Origin of the sequence: Salmonella sp. GDC200615 (genome assembly GCF_050574145.1) — a bacterium.
Lineage (GTDB): Bacteria > Pseudomonadota > Gammaproteobacteria > Enterobacterales > Enterobacteriaceae > Salmonella > Salmonella enterica.
Window position 1 is genome coordinate 103,525 of the sequence record NZ_CP192248.1, and the last position, 22,085, is coordinate 125,609.

The following is a 22,085-nucleotide window of genomic DNA, read 5'->3' on the forward strand; positions in this document are numbered from 1 at the left end:
GCCCCCAAAGAGGTGTTGCTATAAAACATGGTTTGAACATCTGGCGCTGTTATTGCGCCCACCGATACTCTGGGCAACGCACTCTGTTGTGGCCGCTTTTCCCTTTGCTATTGGTGATGTCATCTTCATTCTTCGCAGCCCCCAGCTTACTCAGTATTTCAGCTTTTGTGGCGCGATGACCGCGTATTAAAAGAGCATTCAGCAGGTATCCAGTGAACACCTCTGTACTCGGCATACGGTCAAGCAACTCAACATACTGCTCATCCGTCAAATCATGGATCTCACAATATTTTTCCACCGCCTTTTCGTAGGCTTCTGCGTAGCCATGAGTGGAAATCCTGAAAACAATATCCCCATTGCCGTAGCCTGGCTTTGTGACGAGAAAACAAGGTGCGAAGTAGGTTCTCTTCACCCCCATCCGGCTCCGGTTCTCGATACTGATATAAGCCCTCAGCCCCTCAGCAATGATATTTGGCCCGGAGTTGCGTCGCCGCTTACAAGTCTTATTCTGACGCTTCACCTCTTCTGCCTCAGCTTCCCACTTTCGGTCCAAGCTGTAGGCCAGCCGGTGAGCTGTTGCGTAGGAATACTCTCTCAAGGAGAAGTATTCCTGCCGGTAATCATCCGCCACCCCAACTGTTCGTGCGACACGGAACCCGACGAAACCGGCGTCATGGGTTCCCTCGCCGTAGTAAATGACTGCCATTATTTACCTTCCTTACTTCTGATACCGTGCTGCACCACGGTATGGCGACCGCAATTCACATTCAGGTGATCCCGAACTGCGGCCATGACCGCTGAATGCAATCTGTAATCCACACTCTGCCCAAGTGTTTCTGTCGCTTGTTCTTTTGCCATCCACGAAATATCAAAGCTATCAGGTATCGACATCAACTCCTGAACCAGATCGACCGATGGCTTGTAAATGCGGCCACCGTCTTGGATGTACACTGCATCCTTTACCCCACGATCCTGAGACTTGAGGATGGTCGGGCAACTGGTGCTTTCTCTCGTCAAGAACGCAGGCATCCTGCGAGAAGTTGACTCTCTGGCCTGAATTGACTTCAACGCTGTGACGTCTGCACAATCCCCGAGGTGCTTCTCGATCACCGGCCACAATCGTCCACCAGCTCTCTGCTCAGGTTTCGGTGGAACGAACCCAGGGAAGACCGACGCCACCATGTAATAGCGTTCTCGCCCCTGGTACGCGCCGAAATCCAGACCGTTCAAGACCATCTCAGTGAGGAAGTACCCCATCCGCCGCAGTGTCGTTCCCATCATCGCCCCGGCTCCGGATGCTTTGAAGTTCGGGACGTTTTCCACCAGCACGACGGCAGGGTTCACGACCTCGATCTGTTTTAGTGCCGGGTAAACCATGTCGAGCATGGTGGAGAGATCTTCAAGAGAACGCTCTTTGTCCCTTGGACTTTTGGCGTTTGAGTGGTCATCACACCCCAACGAGTAATGGGCCAAACCAATTGGTGGGCACTCCGCCAGCAAGGCTCCAAGGCGATCCAGCTCCAGGTGATGAATGTCTTCATTCAGCAGGATACGCGGGGAGCTGTTCACCAGCGTATTGAGCGCATGTACTTCACTCAGGTTCCGCCCGGATGCTCTGTCTCTGGCTTCAACTGGACGATGTTCCAAAACAATCTCAGCCTTCCAGCCAAGCGATTCCATAACATGAATGTCTACCCCGCCAGTCAATGCCACAAAGGCACGGAAAGGGCTGGTTTTTCTGAACCGATCAGCAATGGCAAAGGCTCTGTTTGCGACGGGAGTGAAGACTACTCGACCTTTTCGCATTTCGACGTGGAAACGCTCTGTATAGCGAGGGAAGCACTTATCTATGAGCCCTTGTCCAGAAAACTCAATAACGGTTTCCAGCGGGTTGTTGGAGCGACTCTTTGGTTGATACCGGCGCTGATAAACCTGGTGTGTCTGTAGTTCATCGGTCGCTGGGATCACCGAAAAACCGCCCATCCCCTCCCCTGGCTCAACGGCGATGCCCATACCTGGCTTGAACCCCATAACATCCAAAAAGTTGGACGAAACCCTAACCTTGCGTTTATCGCCTACTCGATTGAACGCAAGTTGTTTGGTTACTACGGAGGGGGAGACGATCGGTAACATTGGTCAACCTCTTTTCTTCTTGTTTTGCTCGCGCTTCACCATTGCTCCAGCAGCTTTCAGAAGTCTCTGGTTCTCCGCCAGCTCCTCTTGGAGTTCCTGAGTATCCTCTTCTGTCTGAGCCTTTTTCAGCTCGGCCTCGCAATATTGGACCTCTTCCTGCAAGCTGACTTTCGCAAACTTGAGAGCGGCCAGTCGCGTCGTATAAACGCCAAAAGGCAATTCGCCACCTTCCCGGAACTGCTTCAAGCACCAGCTCGGTATAGATGGCAACCAACCAAAGTCCCCATTCTTCCGTGACCTTTTCCCCCACGTAATCCCATCTAACTTTTGGGCAAGATTGACATAGCGTTGATCGCTGGTTGAGTTGCGTCGTTTCTGAATAGAGCGAACTATCCACTCTGTAACCTCGACCTTTGCTTTATCATCATCAGAGATGTAATAAAGGGCTGCGTACAACACAGCGCCTTTACGAATGACTGATGGTGGGTATGCCTGGGCTTTCATCTATCCCCCTATCGCTTTTTCTTTCCGACAAGACGGAGATGATCGGCGGCCAAGTCATACTGCTCGTTTTTGTCGCGGCGGCGGAATCTGTCAAAAAACTTCCCTCGTGGCAGGGTTTCTTCCATAGCGATCAGGCGGTTCAGCCACACTTCTTGAGGTAGCATCCCTGCTGGAGTCGGCCCGAGCTTACGTCCTTCCTTGACGTGCTCCATTGTTTGCGTGGCAGTAAAAATCGCACCACCAAACTTTCTCCACTTGAATTGCAGGGGCATATCTGGAGACTCATCCAGCATCAATTTCTTATTGGTTTGTTCTGTCACGACAATTACTCCACCATCCATTCTTCACTAAGCAGGAACGCCCAGCGCTCTTCTGCTTTTTCTGGGTTGTCTTTGGCCTGTTTGATCATGATCTCGGCGGCGTTAAAGCCTACCTCTCCACTGAACCGGCCCCATGAATGGCTATGCCACTCGCGCATCACACTTCGGCCAAGCGATGCAAGTTCTGGACTTACACCCTCATGGAGGGCATAGAGCTCCCAAGCATCCCACCCGTATCGTAATAGGTTGTGCCCTGGGGCGTTAAAGGCCTGAGCAGCCTTGAACCGCTCTCCAGGCTCCTTCCCTCTAACATCCACACCCTGGAGCACCAACCCCATTACCACTTCAATGACAGGCTCGCGTTGCTTCTTTGCCAGCTCGATGGCAGCCACCAGCATTGCTTTGGCGTCAACAAATTTCCCATGCCCTTGGCACATACCGCAGGTTTCTTTGGAAGGGGAAAAGTCATAAACACCGGAACCAGCACAAAGGCGGCATGTCAGGTCAATCATGGGCTCTTCTCTCCTCATACTCTTCGATGCGCTCTTTCAGACGCTGAACCACTGGTGCGAGCTCAGGGATAGCTTCCGCTTCCTCAAGCGTGTATCGCTTGTCTTCCTGGTAATCGACTATTTGAGGAGGCCTTGGCTGTTTAGGGAACTCAGCAAAGTCATTCAGCGACATCGAGGTAGGAAGTCCTCCTTCAATCTCACCTTTTTCGTTGAGTGACTGAGTGACGATAAGCTGTGTTCCGCCCACCTCGGTATCAAAGCGGTCATCAAAGCGCTCACCGATAGTCCAGCCGCCACGGCCAAGAACACAGGTCGTACTCATACGTAGGCGATTGAATGCTTTAGCGTCATCCCAGTTCAAAGGATTTTCATCCATGAGGAAAAAAGGCGCTTCGTCCCGAACGAACACCTTGGACTTGGCGTTATCGAAGATCGGCCCAAACACCCCCTGCTGGAGGTATGGTTCGACTTTCTCTGCAAGATCCTGGTGCCCTTGAGAACGCAGCGCCTCATAGAGCTGGGTGATTGTTTGTTTGCCGGTGTCCGGAAGGCAGGACAATACTGTCTGCTTTTCCTCGTCACTCAGGCTTACCATTCTGGACAAAAAGCTGACTACCAGCTCGTTGTGCCCATCGACCGTTTCAATGTTGAGCTTGTTCTCGTCCATCTTCTTCCTCAGTAATCGGTTCGATAAATTCAATGGAGTCCATGCTTACATGACTGATAATGGCTTTCAGGCCGCAGCAGTCGCATGGTTCAAAGGTCAGTTCTGATCCCTTGGGAGACTGATGCGTGACCGTTGCCACAGCCCCTAGAGGGATCAACCCCCAGCCGTTTTTTAGTACCCGAGTAGTTCTGACCAGCCGACCTTTGTACTCTCGTTTCAGTTTCGGATGCGGCACTACCGCATATCGCTTACTCATTTCGGTCCCCTTGTACCAAAGGCTCGACAACCAGCTCTTGAGCTTCGTCCCAGTCGGACACCTTTGCATCACCAAACGCAAAGGCAATTCGCATAGCCACTGTCGGCCTGCCTATTTTCATCAAGTAAGCCGCAGCACCGGCACACATCGACTCTTGTCCCGAAGGTGCATAGTTACCCTCTTCATCCCATTCACCACCTGACTTTGAGTGCACGGTCTTGTGGCAATGAAACGTCGTCATGTCGTTTTCAACGATGTCGTTGATGATGCCTTCTAATCGCCCAGGGGCCAGCTCGATAGCGCCCTCCTTCCGGAATGGACAGTTGGCGCAAGGTTTCTTCAAACGGAGATGATTTGCTTGCTTTGGCATACATATCACTTTTACAGCATCATTTTATGATTCTATGATATAGCCATATTCCGTGTAGTCAATATCTCACTAACAATTACTTTCTATCGGACGCTTACGCGCCCATTTTGGGCAGATAGACAAGTTATTTGGGCGTTTGGGCGTTTGGAGTGTGCGAGGTGGACAGCGGGGAGACTTTCACATGTGAAAGTTTTGTTTCTTGGTATCGTTTTATTGTCTCTTGATATTATTTTATGATGCTGTAATAATCATAAATAAGGGCCGCATCGCTCTTCGACCTTCGTTGCAGCCCTTACAACACAATCAAGCAATTAAGGAGCTTTGTTATGCTGCAAGGCAATACTAACACGAATAAGCGCATCCCGCTCGCGGCGTTCATGAAATGGCCGCTGGCGAAACGTCAGGACTTCATCGACCGGGAAATGTCCGGTTGCCCCGACTTTATCAAGACGTCTTTGCTTCGGCATTAAGGCGATCAGGCAGGAAAGCAAAGAACCTCGCTTCGGCGGGGTTCTTCGTTTCTACCTCTTGAATGTTTCGTCAGAACAAACTGGAGCGCTTATGTCACCAGAAACACAGCAACTTACATCCAAGGCTTTATCTCTCATCGAGCAGTCCCGATACAGAATGGGCACATCTCGGTTTGTTGAGGCCTTTATTGACCAGTGGGCATACTTGCAGACTGGCCTATACCCAGCCAAGGAGGAGATCCCGGAAGAACTTCAGCCGGTCGCCTTCGAGCTCTCTCACGTCCTGTCTGCCGCCATTAAGCGCGACCCCACCAGCGATGTTTTGGGTTACGTCCTAAGCATGTCTGGCTTCCACAAGAAGGGCACCAATTACTTCCCCACTCCTCCAGAGATTGGCCGCTTGATGTCACTCATTGTTGGCTCACAGTCTTCGGCAGACTTTTATGAGCCCTGCTGTGGTTCTGGCATCAACGCCATTCACTGGATGGAAAACCTGATCGAGAACCACGGTCCCGAAGCATTGAGAGAAGCCTCAATCTACCTGGAAGACATCGATCCGTTGATGGTGAAGTGCTGCATGATCCAGCTATTCCATTATTTCGAGTCCCGCAATACCACTCCCAAAACGCTGAGTATCGTCGGCATAGACACCCTTAGCAGACGAACCAAGAACATCGCCTACTACGCCGAAAAACCTCCAGCAACCGCCGCTACCGTGGCAGCATAAAAAAACCCGCCGATTGGCGGGTTTTGCATTCAATGCGCTGCTCTATGGCACCTTACAGTTTTCCGTACCGGTTCAAGAACGAAGACCTGTCTAAGATCCCCCAGTCTGTCAGCATGTAGTAGCCGGTGGCACCTCGTTCGCCGGTAGACTCCCTGACGAACAAGATATTCATTCCGAACTCATCACGCAGGGCAGACAACTGTCTCTTGATCGTTGATTCAGGAATATTTGTTGCCTTGTGAAGGTCTTGGAGACTTGGCTTCTCCGTTTTAGACAGGGCATTCACCAAAGCAAATTTTCTTTTCATGTCCTGTGAGATCTTCATATTCACCTGTTCTTGACAGGCCCAACCTCTCTGGCTGGGCCTCCTTTATTAGCCTTCGACACTCAGGAGTTCAATGTCTGACACAGGCACATGAACATGCTTTTCCTTGCCTTCGCCATCGAGCGTTTTAACCCAGACAGTAGACGGAACCAGAGCAACACGGTCGGTCATGATGACTCCACGTTTGGTCTCGCCATCCAGGTTAACGTTGACAGCAAAAATCAAACTGTCAGCCCGGACGTTCTTCCATTCCTTGTCCTTCGGCAGAGGAGGAAGAGCATCACCGCCTTCTTCATCTTTGTCCTTGCCGCTGTTATCTGGCTGCTTGACAGGATCTTTGTGCTCACCCTCTTCATCACGCAAAGGGTCTTCGTCATCATCGTCCTGACCATTGGAATTTTTACCCCCTTCCAGTTCCTCCTGGGCAAGGTTCAGGTCGTCATTCCCGGTTTGTTCCGACGTACCATCCCCACCCGAGTTGAGGGATTGCTCGTCGGTGTTGCCAGCGCCAAGCTCATCATTCTGGTGGGAGCCAGTCAGTGGGCCTTTTTCCATTTCGTCTTTGATACGTTTGGCATCATTCAGCAGCTCACGGCTTTGTTTACGAGTAATCCCGTCAGACATAGCCACCGCGCAGACGGCGCGACATCTTTCTTCATTCAGATCGAACAAGAGACGAAGGTTATTCAAGGTCTCTGTATCAGAACATACTTCATTATCGTATAACTCACGCACACAGTCAGGTAGCTTGAGCAACGACAGATGCGTAGATACGAAAGTGATATTCTTACCGAGCCGATCAGCAATATCCTTTTGCTTCCAACCTTCTTCAATAAACAGGTTTAACGCCTCGGCAATCTCTACCGGAGTCAAGTCATCCCGCTGGATGTTTTCGATCAGCTCACCAGCAGTCTCGTCCAAGTTGTTCTGGACCTTATCATTCACCACCAAGTCAATGGTCTCGATACCAGCGTGTTTACACGCTCTCCAACGCCGCTCCCCTTTTTGGATGACGAACTTGCCTTCTTCGTTCTTCGGGAACACGATGATCGGAGACTGCTGCCCTTCGGTCAGCAAGGTTGCCGCCAGCTCTTCAATGTTACGGAAGCGCTTACGAACCTGGACCTTGGATACAACGTCGTCAACAGGTACGGTAAGAACCTCTTTGCCTTTCTTGCCTTTGGCGGCTTTAGCAAGTTCGGACAGGCCTTTTAAATTGTTCAATGCCATCGCTTAGCCCACCTTCTCTAATAGTTCTTCCAACACCGCCTCAACTTCTTTGGCCGCGACATGTCCATAGCGAAGCTCCCAGACAGGGATGCCATCAGTCGTCGCCGTATCGAGCGGAGGCCGGTGCATAATTTTGTTCTCAAACAACAGATCCGGAACTGTGTTCTCCAGCGACTTGAGGGCTTTGTCGTGATTGACAGAGCGGTCCATGTCGTTGATCACGATGCCCAGGATCTCCAAATCTTGGTTGTACGCCTCGCGCACACCAATAATCGTGTTCAGGAGACCTTCTACGCCGTCCACAGCGAAGCCAGAGAGCTTTACTGGACATGCCACATGGGTAGACATCACCAACGCTGCCACCAGCTTTCTGCCGAGGCTAGGCGGACAATCAATCAGCACGTAGTCGTAGTTCTCAAACAGCTCAGCCAAATGGCGAGCCGGATTCATGGCCTGGTCAAGAGGCACAGCCTCCATCTCAAACAGATCCGGGTCGTTTTTCGGCGTATGAATGAGGTCTGCACCGCAAGGGCAGTGCATGACCTCAATGCCGTCCAGCTCGTAAGCGAACAGCTCTGCGGTTTTGGTTCCTGTGAGGATGGGCTCGTAGTCACCATCCTCAAGCTCTCGTCTGGGGGCCAGTCGAGAGGACGTGTTCCCCTGACCATCCATATCCAAGACCAGCACTTTCTTTTTCTTCTGTAACGCCAGATAAAAGGCCTGCTGGATACAGAGGGTACTCTTACCCACTCCGCCTTTCTGGTTGGCGAAGCTGATTACTTTTGCCATACCCACCTCTATTTTGGTTTCTCGCAGGTGATCAAGACCACCCCCAAACTTTCACATGTGAAAGATTGTAGCGATCATAAAATGATACTGCAATATCTAATTATGGTTCTGTTAAAACAAACTTTAAACAAAAAAACGGCCATGAAGGCCGCTTATTGACAAGGTTTGTGCTGTCAGCGCAATTGATTTGCTGCTCCAAGCCCATTCGCCAATAACTGCATCGCATCGTTGAACAGCGCGGAGCCCCGTTCCGGTGTGAGCAATTCCGGCATATCTTCTCGCGGCCAAGTACCGGCTACTTGAATGAGCAAACTGGCAGCCCAGTGGATCTGCTTTTCTTCACTTTCATCGGCCAGAGTGCATACGACGGGGAAACCGTACTTACGCCCCCAGCGACTCACCTCTTTGAACGATACCAGCTCAGGCTTTTGCAAATCCCGGCTGTAGGCCTCAGCTATCATGTGGTTCAGTTCTTTAGCGTCCATTTATCCCACTCTATTGTAAACAAGACATTTTTATCTTTTATATTCAATGGCTTATTTTCCTGCTAATTGGTAATACCATGAAAAATACCATGCTCAGAAAAGGCTTAACAATATTTTGAAAAATTGCCTACTGAGCGCTGCCGCACAGCTCCATAGGCCGCTTTCCTGGCTTTGCTTCCAGATGTATGCTATTCTGCTCCTGCAGCTAATGGATCACCGCAAACAGGTTACTCGCCTGGGGATTCCCTTTCGACCCGAGCATCCGTATGAGACTCATGCTCGATTATTATTATTATAGAAGCCCCCATGAATAAATCGCTCATCATTTTCGGCATCGTCAACATAACCTCGGACAGTTTCTCCGATGGAGGCCGGTATCTGGCGCCAGACGCAGCCATTGCGCAGGCGCGTAAGCTGATGGCCGAGGGGGCAGATGTGATCGACCTCGGTCCGGCATCCAGCAATCCCGACGCCGCGCCTGTTTCGTCCGACACAGAAATCGCGCGTATCGCGCCGGTGCTGGACGCGCTCAAGGCAGATGGCATTCCCGTCTCGCTCGACAGTTATCAACCCGCGACGCAAGCCTATGCCTTGTCGCGTGGTGTGGCCTATCTCAATGATATTCGCGGTTTTCCAGACGCTGCGTTCTATCCGCAATTGGCGAAATCATCTGCCAAACTCGTCGTTATGCATTCGGTGCAAGACGGGCAGGCAGATCGGCGCGAGGCACCCGCTGGCGACATCATGGATCACATTGCGGCGTTCTTTGACGCGCGCATCGCGGCGCTGACGGGTGCCGGTATCAAACGCAACCGCCTTGTCCTTGATCCCGGCATGGGGTTTTTTCTGGGGGCTGCTCCCGAAACCTCGCTCTCGGTGCTGGCGCGGTTCGATGAATTGCGGCTGCGCTTCGATTTGCCGGTGCTTCTGTCTGTTTCGCGCAAATCCTTTCTGCGCGCGCTCACAGGCCGTGGTCCGGGGGATGTCGGGGCCGCGACACTCGCTGCAGAGCTTGCCGCCGCCGCAGGTGGAGCTGACTTCATCCGCACACACGAGCCGCGCCCCTTGCGCGACGGGCTGGCGGTATTGGCGGCGCTGAAAGAAACCGCAAGAATTCGTTAACTGCACATTCGGGATATTTCTCTATATTCGCGCTTCATCAGAAAACTGAAGGAACCTCCATTGAATCGAACTAATATTTTTTTTGGTGAATCGCATTCTGACTGGTTGCCTGTCAGAGGCGGAGAATCTGGTGATTTTGTTTTTCGACGTGGTGACGGGCATGCCTTCGCGAAAATCGCACCTGCTTCCCGCCGCGGTGAGCTCGCTGGAGAGCGTGACCGCCTCATTTGGCTCAAAGGTCGAGGTGTGGCTTGCCCCGAGGTCATCAACTGGCAGGAGGAACAGGAGGGTGCATGCTTGGTGATAACGGCAATTCCGGGAGTACCGGCGGCTGATCTGTCTGGAGCGGATTTGCTCAAAGCGTGGCCGTCAATGGGGCAGCAACTTGGCGCTGTTCACAGCCTATCGGTTGATCAATGTCCGTTTGAGCGCAGGCTGTCGCGAATGTTCGGACGCGCCGTTGATGTGGTGTCCCGCAATGCCGTCAATCCCGACTTCTTACCGGACGAGGACAAGAGTACGCCGCAGCTCGATCTTTTGGCTCGTGTCGAACGAGAGCTACCGGTGCGGCTCGACCAAGAGCGCACCGATATGGTTGTTTGCCATGGTGATCCCTGCATGCCGAACTTCATGGTGGACCCTAAAACTCTTCAATGCACGGGTCTGATCGACCTTGGGCGGCTCGGAACAGCAGATCGCTATGCCGATTTGGCACTCATGATTGCTAACGCCGAAGAGAACTGGGCAGCGCCAGATGAAGCAGAGCGCGCCTTCGCTGTCCTATTCAATGTATTGGGGATCGAAGCCCCCGACCGCGAACGCCTTGCCTTCTATCTGCGATTGGACCCTCTGACTTGGGGTTGATGTTCATGCCGCCTGTTTTTCCTGCTCATTGGCACGTTTCGCAACCTGTTCTCATTGCGGACACCTTTTCCAGCCTCGTTTGGAAAGTTTCATTGCCAGACGGGACTCCTGCAATCGTCAAGGGATTGAAACCTATAGAAGACATTGCTGATGAACTGCGCGGGGCCGACTATCTGGTATGGCGCAATGGGAGGGGAGCAGTCCGGTTGCTCGGTCGTGAGAACAATCTGATGTTGCTCGAATATGCCGGGGAGCGAATGCTCTCTCACATCGTTGCCGAGCACGGCGACTACCAGGCGACCGAAATTGCAGCGGAACTAATGGCGAAGCTGTATGCCGCATCTGAGGAACCCCTGCCTTCTGCCCTTCTCCCGATCCGGGATCGCTTTGCAGCTTTGTTTCAGCGGGCGCGCGATGATCAAAACGCAGGTTGTCAAACTGACTACGTCCACGCGGCGATTATAGCCGATCAAATGATGAGCAATGCCTCGGAACTGCGTGGGCTACATGGCGATCTGCATCATGAAAACATCATGTTCTCCAGTCGCGGCTGGCTGGTGATAGATCCCGTCGGTCTGGTCGGTGAAGTGGGCTTTGGCGCCGCCAATATGTTCTACGATCCGGCTGACAGAGACGACCTTTGTCTCGATCCTAGACGCATTGCACAGATGGCGGACGCATTCTCTCGTGCGCTGGACGTCGATCCGCGTCGCCTGCTCGACCAGGCGTACGCTTATGGGTGCCTTTCCGCAGCTTGGAACGCGGATGGAGAAGAGGAGCAACGCGATCTAGCTATCGCGGCCGCGATCAAGCAGGTGCGACAGACGTCATACTAGATATCAAGCGACTTCTCCTATCCCCTGGGAACACATCAATCTCACCGGAGAATATCGCTGGCCAAAGCCTTAGCGTAGGATTCCGCCCCTTCCCGCAAACGACCCCTGGAAGCCCCGTAGCGACGCGGAGAGGGGCGAGACAAGCCAAGGGCGCAGGCTCGATGCGCAGCACGACATAGCCGGTTCTCGCAAGGACGAGAATTTCCCTGCGGTGCCCCTCAAGTGTCAATGAAAGTTTCCAACGCGAGCCATTCGCGAGAGCCTTGAGTCCACGCTAGATCTATCTCATCTGCGCAAGGCAGAACGTGAAGACGGCCGCCCTGGACCTCGCCCGCGAGCGCCAGGCGCACGAGGCCGGCGCGCGGACCCGCGCCACGGCCCACGAGCGGACGCCGCAGCAGGAGCGCCAGAAGGCCGCCAGAGAGGCCGAGCGCGGCCGTGAGGCTTGGACGCTAGGGCAGGGCATGAAAAAGCCCGTAGCGGGCTGCTACGGGCGTCTGACGCGGTGGAAAGGGGGAGGGGATGTTGTCTACATGGCTCTGCTGTAGTGAGTGGGTTGCGCTCCGGCAGCGGTCCTGATCAATCGTCACCCTTTCTCGGTCCTTCAACGTTCCTGACAACGAGCCTCCTTTTCGCCAATCCATCGACAATCACCGCGAGTCCCTGCTCGAACGCTGCGTCCGGACGGGCTTCGTCGAAGGCGTCTATCGCGGCCCGCAACAGCGGCGAGAGCGGAGCCTGTTCAACGGTGCCGCCGCGCTCGCCGGCATCGCTGTCGCCGGCCTGCTCCTCAAGCACGGCCCCAACAGTGAAGTAGCTGATTGTCATCAGCGCATTGACGGCGTCCCCGGCCGAAAAACCCGCCTCGCAGAGGAAGCGAAGCTGCGCGTCGGCCGTTTCCATCTGCGGTGCGCCCGGTCGCGTGCCGGCATGGATGCGCGCGCCATCGCGGTAGGCGAGCAGCGCCTGCCTGAAGCTGCGGGCATTCCCGATCAGAAATGAGCGCCAGTCGTCGTCGGCTCTCGGCACCGAATGCGTATGATTCTCCGCCAGCATGGCTTCGGCCAGTGCGTCGAGCAGCGCCCGCTTGTTCCTGAAGTGCCAGTAAAGCGCCGGCTGCTGAACCCCCAACCGTTCCGCCAGTTTGCGTGTCGTCAGACCGTCTACGCCGACCTCGTTCAACAGGTCCAGGGCGGCACGGATCACTGTATTCGGCTGCAACTTTGTCATGCTTGACACTTTATCACTGATAAACATAATATGTCCACCAACTTATCAGTGATAAAGAATCCGCGCGTTCAATCGGACCAGCGGAGGCTGGTCCGGAGGCCAGACGTGAAACCCAACAGACCCCTGATCGTAATTCTGAGCACTGTCGCGCTCGACGCTGTCGGCATCGGCCTGATTATGCCGGTGCTGCCGGGCCTCCTGCGCGATCTGGTTCACTCGAACGACGTCACCGCCCACTATGGCATTCTGCTGGCGCTGTATGCGTTGATGCAATTTGCCTGCGCACCTGTGCTGGGCGCGCTGTCGGATCGTTTCGGGCGGCGGCCGGTCTTGCTCGTCTCGCTGGCCGGCGCTGCTGTCGACTACGCCATCATGGCGACGGCGCCTTTCCTTTGGGTTCTCTATATCGGGCGGATCGTGGCCGGCATCACCGGGGCGACTGGGGCGGTAGCCGGCGCTTATATTGCCGATATCACTGATGGCGATGAGCGCGCGCGGCACTTCGGCTTCATGAGCGCCTGTTTCGGGTTCGGGATGGTCGCGGGACCTGTGCTCGGTGGGCTGATGGGCGGTTTCTCCCCCCACGCTCCGTTCTTCGCCGCGGCAGCCTTGAACGGCCTCAATTTCCTGACGGGCTGTTTCCTTTTGCCGGAGTCGCACAAAGGCGAACGCCGGCCGTTACGCCGGGAGGCTCTCAACCCGCTCGCTTCGTTCCGGTGGGCCCGGGGCATGACCGTCGTCGCCGCCCTGATGGCGGTCTTCTTCATCATGCAACTTGTCGGACAGGTGCCGGCCGCGCTTTGGGTCATTTTCGGCGAGGATCGCTTTCACTGGGACGCGACCACGATCGGCATTTCGCTTGCCGCATTTGGCATTCTGCATTCACTCGCCCAGGCAATGATCACCGGCCCTGTAGCCGCCCGGCTCGGCGAAAGGCGGGCACTCATGCTCGGAATGATTGCCGACGGCACAGGCTACATCCTGCTTGCCTTCGCGACACGGGGATGGATGGCGTTCCCGATCATGGTCCTGCTTGCTTCGGGTGGCATCGGAATGCCGGCGCTGCAAGCAATGTTGTCCAGGCAGGTGGATGAGGAACGTCAGGGGCAGCTGCAAGGCTCACTGGCGGCGCTCACCAGCCTGACCTCGATCGTCGGACCCCTCCTCTTCACGGCGATCTATGCGGCTTCTATAACAACGTGGAACGGGTGGGCATGGATTGCAGGCGCTGCCCTCTACTTGCTCTGCCTGCCGGCGCTGCGTCGCGGGCTTTGGAGAAATTCTTCAAATTCCCGTTGCACATAGCCCGGCAATTCCTTTCCCTGCTCTGCCATAAGCGCAGCGAATGCCGGGTAATACTCGTCAACGATCTGATAGAGAAGGGTTTGCTCGGGTCGGTGGCTCTGGTAACGACCAGTATCCCGATCCCGGCTGGCCGTCCTGGCCGCCACATGAGGCATGTTCCGCGTCCTTGCAATACTGTGTTTACATACAGTCTATCGCTTAGCGGAAAGTTCTTTTACCCTCAGCCGAAATGCCTGCCGTTGCTAGACATTGCCAGCCAGTGCCCGTCACTCCGCGGTCTTCACTGCGTGATCGAGTTGATCGACACCCGCCGTGACACGCTCCATGAAGTGCCTGCCTGCGTCTGTTAGCCGAACGCCCCGCGCATGGCGCTCAAATAGCAGGACACCAAGGTTATCCTCCAGCGCTTTCACACGCGCGCTGACGCTCGACTGGCTGATACCAAGTGCCTTGGCCGCATGCCGAAAATTCAGATGCTCGGCGACGGCGATGAACTGAACAAGGGAAATGAGCGGTATCCTGCCAGACAGGATACCGACATTCACGAGGTTTCGATGGTTAGTGCGCCGCATCGGAGCGGGCCTGCTACCAGTCGTCGGTTAGACGACTGGCGACTTCTCGGTGGCAGCCCCACGGAGCCGAAGGAGCACCAGCCCCAACGAAACCAGTACCGCCATCGCCGTGGCGTAACAGATCACGGGCCACGCTGTGTCACCGTTTAAAAGTGCCACCGCCAATGTCCCGACAATGCTGACTATCAGGCTTTGAACGCAGAAGTAGAACGCGACCGCTGATCCCGCGATGTCGTCGAACTCTGCCAAAGCGCCGTTCGCGGTAACGGACACCGTGAAGACAATACCGACCGCGACAACCCACATCGGTAGGATGAAGGTGAGGAATGACGGCGAGCCGTAAAGTTCGCCGATCCCCAACAGGACCGCTCCGCAAACAAGCAACGCCATCCCACGCGCCACGCATCCTGCGATGCCCCATCTGGCGACAAAGGACTTCGCGAAACGGGTTGTCACGATCATTACAAGCGCGACAGTGGCGAAGGCAAAGCTGAATCCGATCTCGGAATATTCCGCTTGGCCTATGAGCACACGGGGAGCCGTCGAGAAGAAGACGAAGTAGGTGCCCATACCGGCGCTAAAGCCGACAGTGTAAACCCAAAAAGCCGGACTCGCGAAGATCGGCAAGACAGATCGGCGCGTCTTGACTTGATCCAGAGGGCGGGTTTCGTGCCACCTGAAACCCGCATTTAGGAGTGCGAGCATCGCCAGTATAGCCAAAGTAATGAATATCGCCTGCCATCCCAAGAACTCGCCGATCAATACTCCGGCGATAGGGCCGAGCGCAGGCACGAACGCCAGCATCGAACTGAAAAGGCCGTAGATGACGACACCCTCAGGACGGTTGGCATAAACGTCGCGAACCGTCGCGAACGTCGCCACCAGCATGGCCGACGCGCCCACTGCTTGAAGTAGACGGAAAGCGACAAAGGCCGGTGCAGTTGAAGACCAAGCTGCTCCCAGAGACGCAATGACGAAAGCCGTTGCGCCCGCAAGTAGAATTGGCCGTCGCCCGATTCTGTCTGAGAGCGGACCAAAAATCACCTGGCCCACGCCGAGCATCACCATATAGAGGCTCAACGTGAGTTGGATCATAGCGGGCGTCGTGTTCAGGATGCCGGGCATCGCTGGAACGACAGGGAGATAAATATCCATCGCCAGTGAAGCGAGGATGTCGAAAGGAGCCATCAGCAGCAGTGCTGCCGGCAGCGTATAGGCCCACGCGGGGCGTGTGGTGGTCATGACGAATCAACCCTCGATTAAGGAATACCGGGCGACGTCTGCTCGTCAGCAATCAGATGAGACTAGCCTTACAGAGCGCCGCAACAACAATACTGGTTGTTGCGGCTTACTTGTCTGCTGACTTGGAATTTCCCATCTGATTACTCCACGCTTACGAATATGAATTGCTACATTTTATCCGATTATCTTTTGCTTCGCAATGCGGCATGGGCGCACTCAGCGTTCCAGCCCCCTCTGCCGCCCTAACTGCCACGACACCGACCCGCCCTGCACGATGCCCATAACCTCGCGGCCGAGTTGGCGGTCGATGATCGGCCGCCACGGGACAAGGGTGAACTCATGGGATTTCTCGACCACGGCGAACTTGCCGCTCGATAGATGCACGGTTCCGGTAAACTTGCCGCTGACGCTCTCGCCGTCCGTGGCGGCGCGGAACGGCAGGCCCTTACTCAAAGCCATATCCGATCCGACGCCGGCTACCTCGCGCTCCCGCAGGATGGCGAGAAGGTTGCGCCGGTAGAAGACGCGGCTGTCCCGGCTGCGGGTGGCGTCGCCCTGTTCGATATGGTGCTCGCGGCGCTGGTCCATGGCTTCGCGGACTTGTTGCCCGAAGCCGGTTGGCGCAAGGTCGGCCGTCTCGCCGTGGATCAGCCGCCGGTCCAGCCAGGTCGCGCCGTCCGATCCGATCTGTTTGTTCAGATCGACCGGGGAAAGGACGCGAACGCTGGCCTGACTGTCTCGGCCGGCGTCATGGGCGGCGGCACGGCTGACCAGATCATCGGGGATGCGCCATTGGTCGGCGTCGATCCGCTCGACGATACCGGCCCGGCGTAGCGCCTCCAGCCGGCGCACATGGGCATCGACATAGCCCTCATAGTCGCCGCCTGGAACGCGGCACGTATAGGAAGAATAAACGCCCTTTTCACCCAAGTCCAACAGCTTTGGACCGCAGTTGACTCTTTCGACACCCCTGCGATGCAACCCAATCCGGCTGACGGGGAGCCAGCAACGCTGAAAATTTACCCTCCTCTTTCCCACTAGCGGCTCCTTTTCCGACAACCAGCACGGCGGATCCCTGCCGCGGCGCTGTGAACGCAGCATTTTGATTGGTATCGTTGGCCTTCAGGCTCGTCAGTCAAACAGACCCAGGAGCAGCTCAGCCGGTGGCGCCCGGCTTTCGGGTAACGCCCTGGTCCCGCTGGTTTCGGCTTTGTGCTTCAGGTGATCAAGGATCTGCTTGATCACTATAGGGTCTTCAATGCAGGCGATGACTTTCATGGCGCCGCCGCAGCCGCTGCAGGTCTCGATGTCGATATTGAAAACACGCTTGAGCCGTTGCGCCCATGTCATCGACGCTCGCCGTTGTGCTGGTGTTGCCGGTTCATCAGCCACCCTGACCTTGTTGCCCCTGCCCCGTTTTGCCGGCGTGACCAACGCCCGGTGCCGACTGTTGGGTGCGAACACCCCGTGGAAGCGGGTTAGGTTGACTCTGGGCTTCGGTACCAGGGCGGCCAGCCTTGCAATGAAATCCAATGGTTCGAAAATGACGTGCGTGGTGCCGTCCCGGTACGGCGTCTTGAGCTGGTAGCGCACGTTGCCGCCTCGTGTTAACGACAGCCGCTTCTCGGATACCGCCGGGCGGCTGATGTACCGGCACAGCCGTTCGAGCTTCTTGCGTTCATCGGCCCTGGCCGCCACGCCGGCGTGCAGGCTGGACCCGGCTACCTTGCCAATCCCGTCACCGAACGGATCACCACTGGTCGGCAGAGTTTGCAAAGTGAACACCTTTCGCCCCGCCTGTGAACCGACAGCGATACGGTAAGTGATCGAGTGCCCCAGCAGGGGTGTCATCGGGTCGTCATCCACCGCATCCGAGGCCAGATAGCTGTTTTCGACATCCCGTTCCAGCAGGCCTTGCCGTTCCAGATAGCGACCCACCCGGTGGGCGATGGTGTGCGTCAGCGGCACTGTTGCAAATAACCACGAATGGTAAGCTGAAGACTGTTTTAGCTAAAGGTGCAGCATATGAATCCTTTCCATGGTCGGCATTTTCAGGGCGAAATCATTCTTTGGGCTGTGCGCTGGTATTGTAAATATGGCATTAGCTATCGTGAACTGCAGGAAATGCTGGCCGAACGGGGTGTGAATGTTGATCACACGACTATTTACCGTTGGGTTCAACGTTATGCTCCTGAAATAGAAAAACGTTTACGCTGGTATTGGCGTAATCCTACAGATCTGAGCTCGTGGCATATTGATGAAACCTATGTAAAAGTGAATGGACGATGGTCTTATCTGTATCGTGCAGTCGATCAACGTGGCGATACCATTGATTTTTATCTTTCTTCTAGACGTAATACCAAATCAGCATATTGTTTTCTTGGAAAAATTTTAAATAATGTGAAGAAGTGGCAAATTCCACAAGTGATCAACACGGATAAAGCACCCACATATGGACGTGCTTTATCACGGTTAAAACGGGAAGGTAAATGTCCACCAGACCTTGAGCACAGGCAGATTAAGTATAAAAATAACGTGATTGAATGTGATCATGGCAAGCTAAAGCGGATCATCAGGGCCACATTAGGATTCAAATCTATGAAGACGGCTTATGCCACAATTAAAGGTATTGAAGTCATGCGTGCACTACGTAAAGGACAAGCATCGTCATTTTATTATGGTCAGCCTCAGGGTGAAGTGTGTCTAATCAACAGGGTTTTCGGTCTCTAAGTACTTTTTAAAGGGAACATCATCGACTCAAATCTCTATTTGCAACAGTGCCAAAAAAACCAACTTCAAGTTGGTTTTTCTTTTTTAATCATCAGTGGCGACCTTAACACCATATCCAATTAAACCTGCAAGGCTAGCATAGGCTATTTTGGCATAAATCGAACCCCACCAGACCGTAATTTTACTGGCACCAAATTCCCGAACCGTTTGCCCCATAAAATTAGTGGTTTCATAGAAATTTTTAGCAGAATAACCTAACGCAATATGATCAAGGACAGGGAATAAACTAAAAGCTAAACCTACTGCTGCTGCGGGGAAAGTAAACTCTCTTGATAGACCGAATTTTCCAGTAATAAATACAAGCGATACCACGATAATTAATCTAATGATAGTCCATAGCATCACTGTGAAAGGCAAGTTAAAGATGCCTGCTCCCTGCCACGCAAGACCGCAAACAACTAGGGGTCGTCTCAGAAAACGGAATCTATGGTCACTCCCGTTTTTGCAACACCGATTTTGACGACAAGTTGGCTTGCTTGAATCTATCCGGCGTCTGAATGGGATTTTATTCCCGCGCCTCGATGAGTTCCGCGCCTGATGAACCTCCAGAAAATATACGGCTTCAATGAGCCTTTCCGTTTTACAGGTTCCTCAACAGGCCGGTGGGCCGTTAGTATCATCAATATCAGTATTCGCAAAACCAGATGAATGATTGTTTAAACTGGTGTATTTCTGCCTTTATGCTTCGTAAGTTTGCTGTCGCGCCGTCAGTGCCCAGGCTATTCTGGCCAGCTTGTTTGCCAGAGCACAGGTGACGACAAAGTTGCTTTTCCGACACAACAACTCCCTGACCCAGTCGGCCAACTTGCCAGACTGGTGTTCCAGTTTTTGTATGAATACCCTGGCACACTGAACCAACAAAGTTCGGATCTTTTTGTTGCCCCGCTTGCTAATCCCTAACAATGTCGTCCGACCTCCCGTGCTGTACTGTCGGGGTACCAGCCCTGTTGCCGCCGCAAAGTCACGGCTGCTGGCGTACTGCTTCCCGTCGCCAATCTCAGTTGAAATAGTACTGGCAGTCAGCGTTCCAACGCAGGGAATACTCAGCAAGCGCTGTCCAACCTCATCTTCGTCCAACTTTCGTTTCAACTGAGATTCCAGATCTTTAATCTGCTCAACAAGATAGTGATAATGCTGTTGTAATTTCAGCAGTAACTGGCTGAGATAAAGAGGCAAACTACTGTCCTCAAGAAGGGTACTCAGTCGACTAATAACGGCAGCACCTCGCGGAACGCTGATACCAAATTCCAGCAGAAAAGCATGCATCTGATTAGTTGTTTTCACCTTATCCTGAACCAGGGATTCACGGACACGATGCAGAGCTCGCATTGCCTGCTGAGATTCGGTTCTGGGCTGCACGAAACGCATAGATGGACGTGATGCTGCTTCACAGATAGCTTCAGCATCAACGAAGTCATTTTTGTTGCTTTTAACGAATGGGCGGACAAATTGCGGTGATATCAGCTTTGGAAAATGCCCTAACTCTTCCAGCTTGCGTGCCATAAAGTGAGAACCGCCACAGGCTTCCATCGCGATGGTTGTTGCCGGGCATGTCGCCAGAAATTCGATTAGCTTTGGTCGGGTGAATTTTTTACGGTAAACGGCCTTCCCACGATGATCCTGACAATGAATATGGAAAGAGTTCTTACCCAGATCGATACCAATAAGCGCAATGTTTTCCATGATGGTTCTCCGAATGAAAGCCTGTCCTCAGCATAGTACCGGGAAGGAGGGAGTGACCATCTCATTAAATAAAGCACGCTAAGCCGGTTGCAGAGGCCGTAGCGGCCTGAACTTCCCCGCGCCGATCTTGGCGCTGCTGCGCCATAGGTAATCACCGGTCAGGTTGATGTGCTCCCAGCCGAGTGGCGACAGGTACTGCAATAGCGAGTCATCGACGGCATGACCATTGCCGCGCAACGCATGCGCCGCACGCTCCAGGTAGACCGTGTTCCACAGCACGATGGCCGCCGTCACCAGGTTGAGGCCGCTGGCCCGGTAGCGCTGCTGCTCGAAACTGCGGTCACGGATTTCACCAAGGCGGTTGAAGAACACGGCACGGGCCAGCGCATTGCGCGCCTCGCCCTTGTTCAGCCCGGCATGCACGCGGCGGCGTAGCTCGACGCTTTGCAGCCAGTCGAGGATGAACAGCGTGCGCTCGATGCGGCCCAACTCGCGCAGCGCGACGGCCAAGCCGTTCTGGCGCGGGTAGCTGCCGAGTTTCCTGAGCATCAGCGAGGCCGTCACCGTGCCCTGCTTGATCGAGGTGGCCAGCCGCAGGATTTCGTCCCAATGGGCGCGGACGTGCTTGATGTTGAGCGTGCCGCCGATCATCGGCTTGAGCGCGTCATAGGCGGCATCGCCCTTCGGGATGTAGAGCTTGGTGTCGCCCAGGTCGCGGATGCGCGGCGCGAAGCGGAAGCCCAAGAGGTGCATCAGGGCGAAGACGTGATCGGTGAAGCCCGCCGTGTCGGTGTAGTGCTCCTCGATCCGCAGGTCGGATTCGTGGTACAGCAGGCCGTCGAGCACGTAGGTTGAGTCGCGCAGGCCGACATTGACCACCTTGGTGTGGAATGGCGCGTATTGGTCGGAGATGTGGGTGTAGAAAGTCCGTCCTGGGCTGCTGCCATATTTTGGGTTGATGTGCCCCGTGCTCTTTGCCTTGCTAGCGGTTCGGAAATTCTGTCCGTCCGATGATGATGTGGTGCCATCGCCCCAGTGCCCGGCAAAGGGATGCCGAAACTGAGCGTTGACCAGTTCAGCCAACGCTGTCGAGTACGTTTCGTCGCGGGTATGCCAGGCTTGCAGCCAAGCGAGCTTCGCGTAGGTCGTGCCGGGGCAGGACTCGGCCATCTTGGTCAGGCCCAGGTTGATCGCGTCGGCCAGGATCGTGGTCAACAACAGGTTCTTGTCCTTGGCCAGATCGCCCGATTTCAAGTGCGTGAAGTGCCGGGTGAAGCCCGTCCACTCATCGACTTCGAGCAGCAGTTCGGTGATCTTGACGTGCGGCAGGACCATGGCTGTCTGGTCTATCAGCGCCTGCGCGGTGTCGGGCACCGCCGCATCCAGCGGCGTGATCTTCAAGCCCGACTCGGTGATGATGGCATCCGGCAGGTCGTTGGCTGCCGCCATGCGGTTGACGGTGGCAAGTTGTGCTTCCAGCAGCGTCAGCCGCTCATGCAGATATTGTTCGCAGTCGGTGGCCACGGCCAGCGGCAATTCGCTGGACTGCTTGAGGCTGGTGAACTTCTCGGGCGGTACCAGGTAGTCCTCGAAGGGCACTGTTGCAAATAGTCGGTGGTGATAAACTTATCATCCCCTTTTGCTGATGGAGCT

At 54.6% G+C, this 22,085-nt stretch carries 26 protein-coding genes and 3 pseudogenes; 8 read left to right on the plus strand and 21 right to left on the minus strand.

Features of this window, described 5'->3' with window-relative positions:
- Positions 1-49 precede the first annotated feature (49 nt).
- Genes ACQ29O_RS23265 through ACQ29O_RS23300 form a run of 8 tightly spaced genes read right to left on the minus strand, consistent with a single transcriptional unit; the run spans position 50 to position 4,762 of the window.
- A complete protein-coding gene (locus ACQ29O_RS23265; protein ID WP_000268552.1) occupies positions 50-706 on the minus strand; it encodes a hypothetical protein in 657 nt (218 codons plus the stop codon).
- A complete protein-coding gene (locus ACQ29O_RS23270; RefSeq protein WP_000936897.1) occupies positions 706-2,133 on the minus strand; it encodes a DNA cytosine methyltransferase in 1,428 nt (475 codons plus the stop codon). Before ACQ29O_RS23270 ends, ACQ29O_RS23265 begins: the two co-directional genes overlap by 1 nt.
- 3 nt (positions 2,134-2,136) lie before the next feature.
- Positions 2,137-2,637 (minus strand): hypothetical protein, encoded by a 501-nt coding sequence (locus ACQ29O_RS23275; protein ID WP_000647188.1) that lies wholly within the window; start codon positions 2,635-2,637, stop codon positions 2,137-2,139.
- Between the two features lie 8 nt (positions 2,638-2,645).
- Complete coding sequence (locus tag ACQ29O_RS23280) at positions 2,646-2,957, minus strand: hypothetical protein (RefSeq protein ID WP_001447539.1); 312 nt, start codon at positions 2,955-2,957, stop codon at positions 2,646-2,648.
- Between the two features lie 5 nt (positions 2,958-2,962).
- On the minus strand, positions 2,963-3,469 hold the full coding sequence (locus ACQ29O_RS23285) for a hypothetical protein (protein ID WP_000566443.1): 507 nt from the start codon (positions 3,467-3,469) through the stop codon (positions 2,963-2,965).
- On the minus strand, positions 3,462-4,136 hold the full coding sequence (locus ACQ29O_RS23290; RefSeq protein ID WP_000344149.1) for a hypothetical protein: 675 nt from the start codon (positions 4,134-4,136) through the stop codon (positions 3,462-3,464). Before ACQ29O_RS23290 ends, ACQ29O_RS23285 begins: the two co-directional genes overlap by 8 nt.
- Positions 4,111-4,392, minus strand: a complete 282-nt coding sequence (locus tag ACQ29O_RS23295) for a hypothetical protein (protein ID WP_000044823.1) — start codon at positions 4,390-4,392, stop codon at positions 4,111-4,113. Before ACQ29O_RS23295 ends, ACQ29O_RS23290 begins: the two co-directional genes overlap by 26 nt.
- Complete coding sequence (locus tag ACQ29O_RS23300; RefSeq protein ID WP_001125904.1) at positions 4,385-4,762, minus strand: hypothetical protein; 378 nt, start codon at positions 4,760-4,762, stop codon at positions 4,385-4,387. The genes ACQ29O_RS23295 and ACQ29O_RS23300 overlap by 8 nt, the downstream gene beginning before the upstream one ends.
- A 326-nt stretch (positions 4,763-5,088) precedes the next feature.
- On the opposite strand from ACQ29O_RS23300, the gene ACQ29O_RS23305 reads away from it, so the two are divergent.
- Both ACQ29O_RS23305 and ACQ29O_RS23310 read left to right on the plus strand, forming a co-directional pair.
- Positions 5,089-5,232 carry a hypothetical protein gene (locus tag ACQ29O_RS23305; protein ID WP_000939033.1) on the plus strand — a complete coding sequence of 48 codons (144 nt, stop codon included), beginning with the start codon at positions 5,089-5,091 and terminating at the stop codon, positions 5,230-5,232.
- Between the two features lie 91 nt (positions 5,233-5,323).
- The gene (locus ACQ29O_RS23310) at positions 5,324-5,959 is read left to right on the plus strand and encodes an N-6 DNA methylase (protein WP_000074431.1); all 636 of its coding nucleotides are present in this window, start codon (positions 5,324-5,326) and stop codon (positions 5,957-5,959) included.
- A 52-nt stretch (positions 5,960-6,011) separates the two neighbouring features.
- Here ACQ29O_RS23310 and ACQ29O_RS23315 read toward each other — a convergent pair whose 3' ends face one another.
- The 4 genes from ACQ29O_RS23315 to ACQ29O_RS23330 form a co-directional block, all read right to left on the minus strand.
- The gene (locus ACQ29O_RS23315) at positions 6,012-6,284 is read right to left on the minus strand and encodes a helix-turn-helix domain-containing protein (protein WP_000703827.1); all 273 of its coding nucleotides are present in this window, start codon (positions 6,282-6,284) and stop codon (positions 6,012-6,014) included.
- 48 nt (positions 6,285-6,332) lie between these two features.
- Complete coding sequence (locus ACQ29O_RS23320) at positions 6,333-7,514, minus strand: ParB/RepB/Spo0J family partition protein (protein ID WP_001207227.1); 1,182 nt, start codon at positions 7,512-7,514, stop codon at positions 6,333-6,335.
- Between the two features lie 3 nt (positions 7,515-7,517).
- A complete protein-coding gene (locus ACQ29O_RS23325) occupies positions 7,518-8,303 on the minus strand; it encodes a ParA family protein (protein WP_001151304.1) in 786 nt (261 codons plus the stop codon).
- A gap of 173 nt (positions 8,304-8,476) precedes the next feature.
- Positions 8,477-8,788 carry a hypothetical protein gene (locus ACQ29O_RS23330; protein ID WP_000338945.1) on the minus strand — a complete coding sequence of 104 codons (312 nt, stop codon included), beginning with the start codon at positions 8,786-8,788 and terminating at the stop codon, positions 8,477-8,479.
- A gap of 306 nt (positions 8,789-9,094) precedes the next feature.
- Between ACQ29O_RS23330 and sul2 the strand changes: the two genes are divergently transcribed.
- From sul2 to ACQ29O_RS23350, 4 genes are all read left to right on the plus strand, one after another.
- Positions 9,095-9,910, plus strand: coding sequence for a sulfonamide-resistant dihydropteroate synthase Sul2 (sul2, locus tag ACQ29O_RS23335; protein WP_001043260.1), 816 nt, complete (start codon positions 9,095-9,097; stop codon positions 9,908-9,910).
- A 60-nt stretch (positions 9,911-9,970) separates the two neighbouring features.
- Positions 9,971-10,774, plus strand: a complete 804-nt coding sequence (gene aph(3'')-Ib, locus ACQ29O_RS23340) for an aminoglycoside O-phosphotransferase APH(3'')-Ib (RefSeq protein ID WP_001082319.1) — start codon at positions 9,971-9,973, stop codon at positions 10,772-10,774.
- Positions 10,774-11,610: an aminoglycoside O-phosphotransferase APH(6)-Id gene (locus ACQ29O_RS23345; RefSeq protein ID WP_000480968.1), complete on the plus strand. Its 837-nt coding sequence runs from the start codon at positions 10,774-10,776 to the stop codon at positions 11,608-11,610. The genes aph(3'')-Ib and ACQ29O_RS23345 overlap by 1 nt, the downstream gene beginning before the upstream one ends.
- A gap of 305 nt (positions 11,611-11,915) precedes the next feature.
- Positions 11,916-12,158: a transposase gene (locus tag ACQ29O_RS23350; RefSeq protein ID WP_000844627.1), complete on the plus strand. Its 243-nt coding sequence runs from the start codon at positions 11,916-11,918 to the stop codon at positions 12,156-12,158.
- A 31-nt stretch (positions 12,159-12,189) separates the two neighbouring features.
- Here the strand turns inward: ACQ29O_RS23350 and tetR(A) are convergent, their stop codons facing one another.
- The gene (tetR(A), locus tag ACQ29O_RS23355) at positions 12,190-12,840 is read right to left on the minus strand and encodes a tetracycline resistance transcriptional repressor TetR(A) (protein ID WP_038989485.1); all 651 of its coding nucleotides are present in this window, start codon (positions 12,838-12,840) and stop codon (positions 12,190-12,192) included.
- 105 nt (positions 12,841-12,945) lie between these two features.
- Between tetR(A) and tet(A) the strand changes: the two genes are divergently transcribed.
- A complete protein-coding gene (gene tet(A) / locus ACQ29O_RS23360) occupies positions 12,946-14,145 on the plus strand; it encodes a tetracycline efflux MFS transporter Tet(A) (RefSeq protein ID WP_000804063.1) in 1,200 nt (399 codons plus the stop codon).
- Here tet(A) and ACQ29O_RS23365 read toward each other — a convergent pair.
- From ACQ29O_RS23365 to ACQ29O_RS23385, 5 genes and pseudogenes are all read right to left on the minus strand, one after another.
- A pseudogene (locus tag ACQ29O_RS23365) lies at positions 14,091-14,300 on the minus strand (IS91 family transposase); the annotation flags it as partial. The gene tet(A) and the pseudogene ACQ29O_RS23365 overlap by 55 nt on opposite strands.
- Before the next feature lie 111 nt (positions 14,301-14,411).
- Entirely contained in the window at positions 14,412-14,717 is a 306-nt protein-coding gene (locus ACQ29O_RS23370; protein ID WP_001255015.1) for a LysR family transcriptional regulator, read from the minus strand.
- Between the two features lie 27 nt (positions 14,718-14,744).
- On the minus strand, positions 14,745-15,959 hold the full coding sequence (floR, locus tag ACQ29O_RS23375) for a chloramphenicol/florfenicol efflux MFS transporter FloR (RefSeq protein ID WP_000214122.1): 1,215 nt from the start codon (positions 15,957-15,959) through the stop codon (positions 14,745-14,747).
- A gap of 216 nt (positions 15,960-16,175) precedes the next feature.
- A complete protein-coding gene (locus ACQ29O_RS23380; protein ID WP_001447541.1) occupies positions 16,176-17,060 on the minus strand; it encodes a DUF3363 domain-containing protein in 885 nt (294 codons plus the stop codon).
- Between the two features lie 30 nt (positions 17,061-17,090).
- Positions 17,091-17,921, minus strand: a pseudogene (locus tag ACQ29O_RS23385) (IS91-like element ISCR2 family transposase); the annotation flags it as partial.
- 63 nt (positions 17,922-17,984) lie between these two features.
- On the opposite strand from ACQ29O_RS23385, the gene ACQ29O_RS23390 reads away from it, so the two are divergent.
- On the plus strand, positions 17,985-18,689 hold the full coding sequence (locus ACQ29O_RS23390) for an IS6-like element IS1006 family transposase (protein WP_001067784.1): 705 nt from the start codon (positions 17,985-17,987) through the stop codon (positions 18,687-18,689).
- An 84-nt stretch (positions 18,690-18,773) separates the two neighbouring features.
- Here ACQ29O_RS23390 and ACQ29O_RS23395 read toward each other — a convergent pair whose 3' ends face one another.
- The 3 genes and pseudogenes from ACQ29O_RS23395 to ACQ29O_RS23405 all read right to left on the minus strand — a co-directional run.
- On the minus strand, positions 18,774-19,106 hold the full coding sequence (locus ACQ29O_RS23395) for a hypothetical protein (RefSeq protein ID WP_223366082.1): 333 nt from the start codon (positions 19,104-19,106) through the stop codon (positions 18,774-18,776).
- A gap of 321 nt (positions 19,107-19,427) precedes the next feature.
- Entirely contained in the window at positions 19,428-20,432 is a 1,005-nt protein-coding gene (locus tag ACQ29O_RS23400; protein ID WP_000427619.1) for an IS110-like element IS5075 family transposase, read from the minus strand.
- A gap of 78 nt (positions 20,433-20,510) precedes the next feature.
- Positions 20,511-22,025: pseudogene (locus ACQ29O_RS23405) on the minus strand (Tn3-like element TnAs3 family transposase); the annotation flags it as partial.
- Positions 22,026-22,085: the final 60 nt, after the last annotated feature.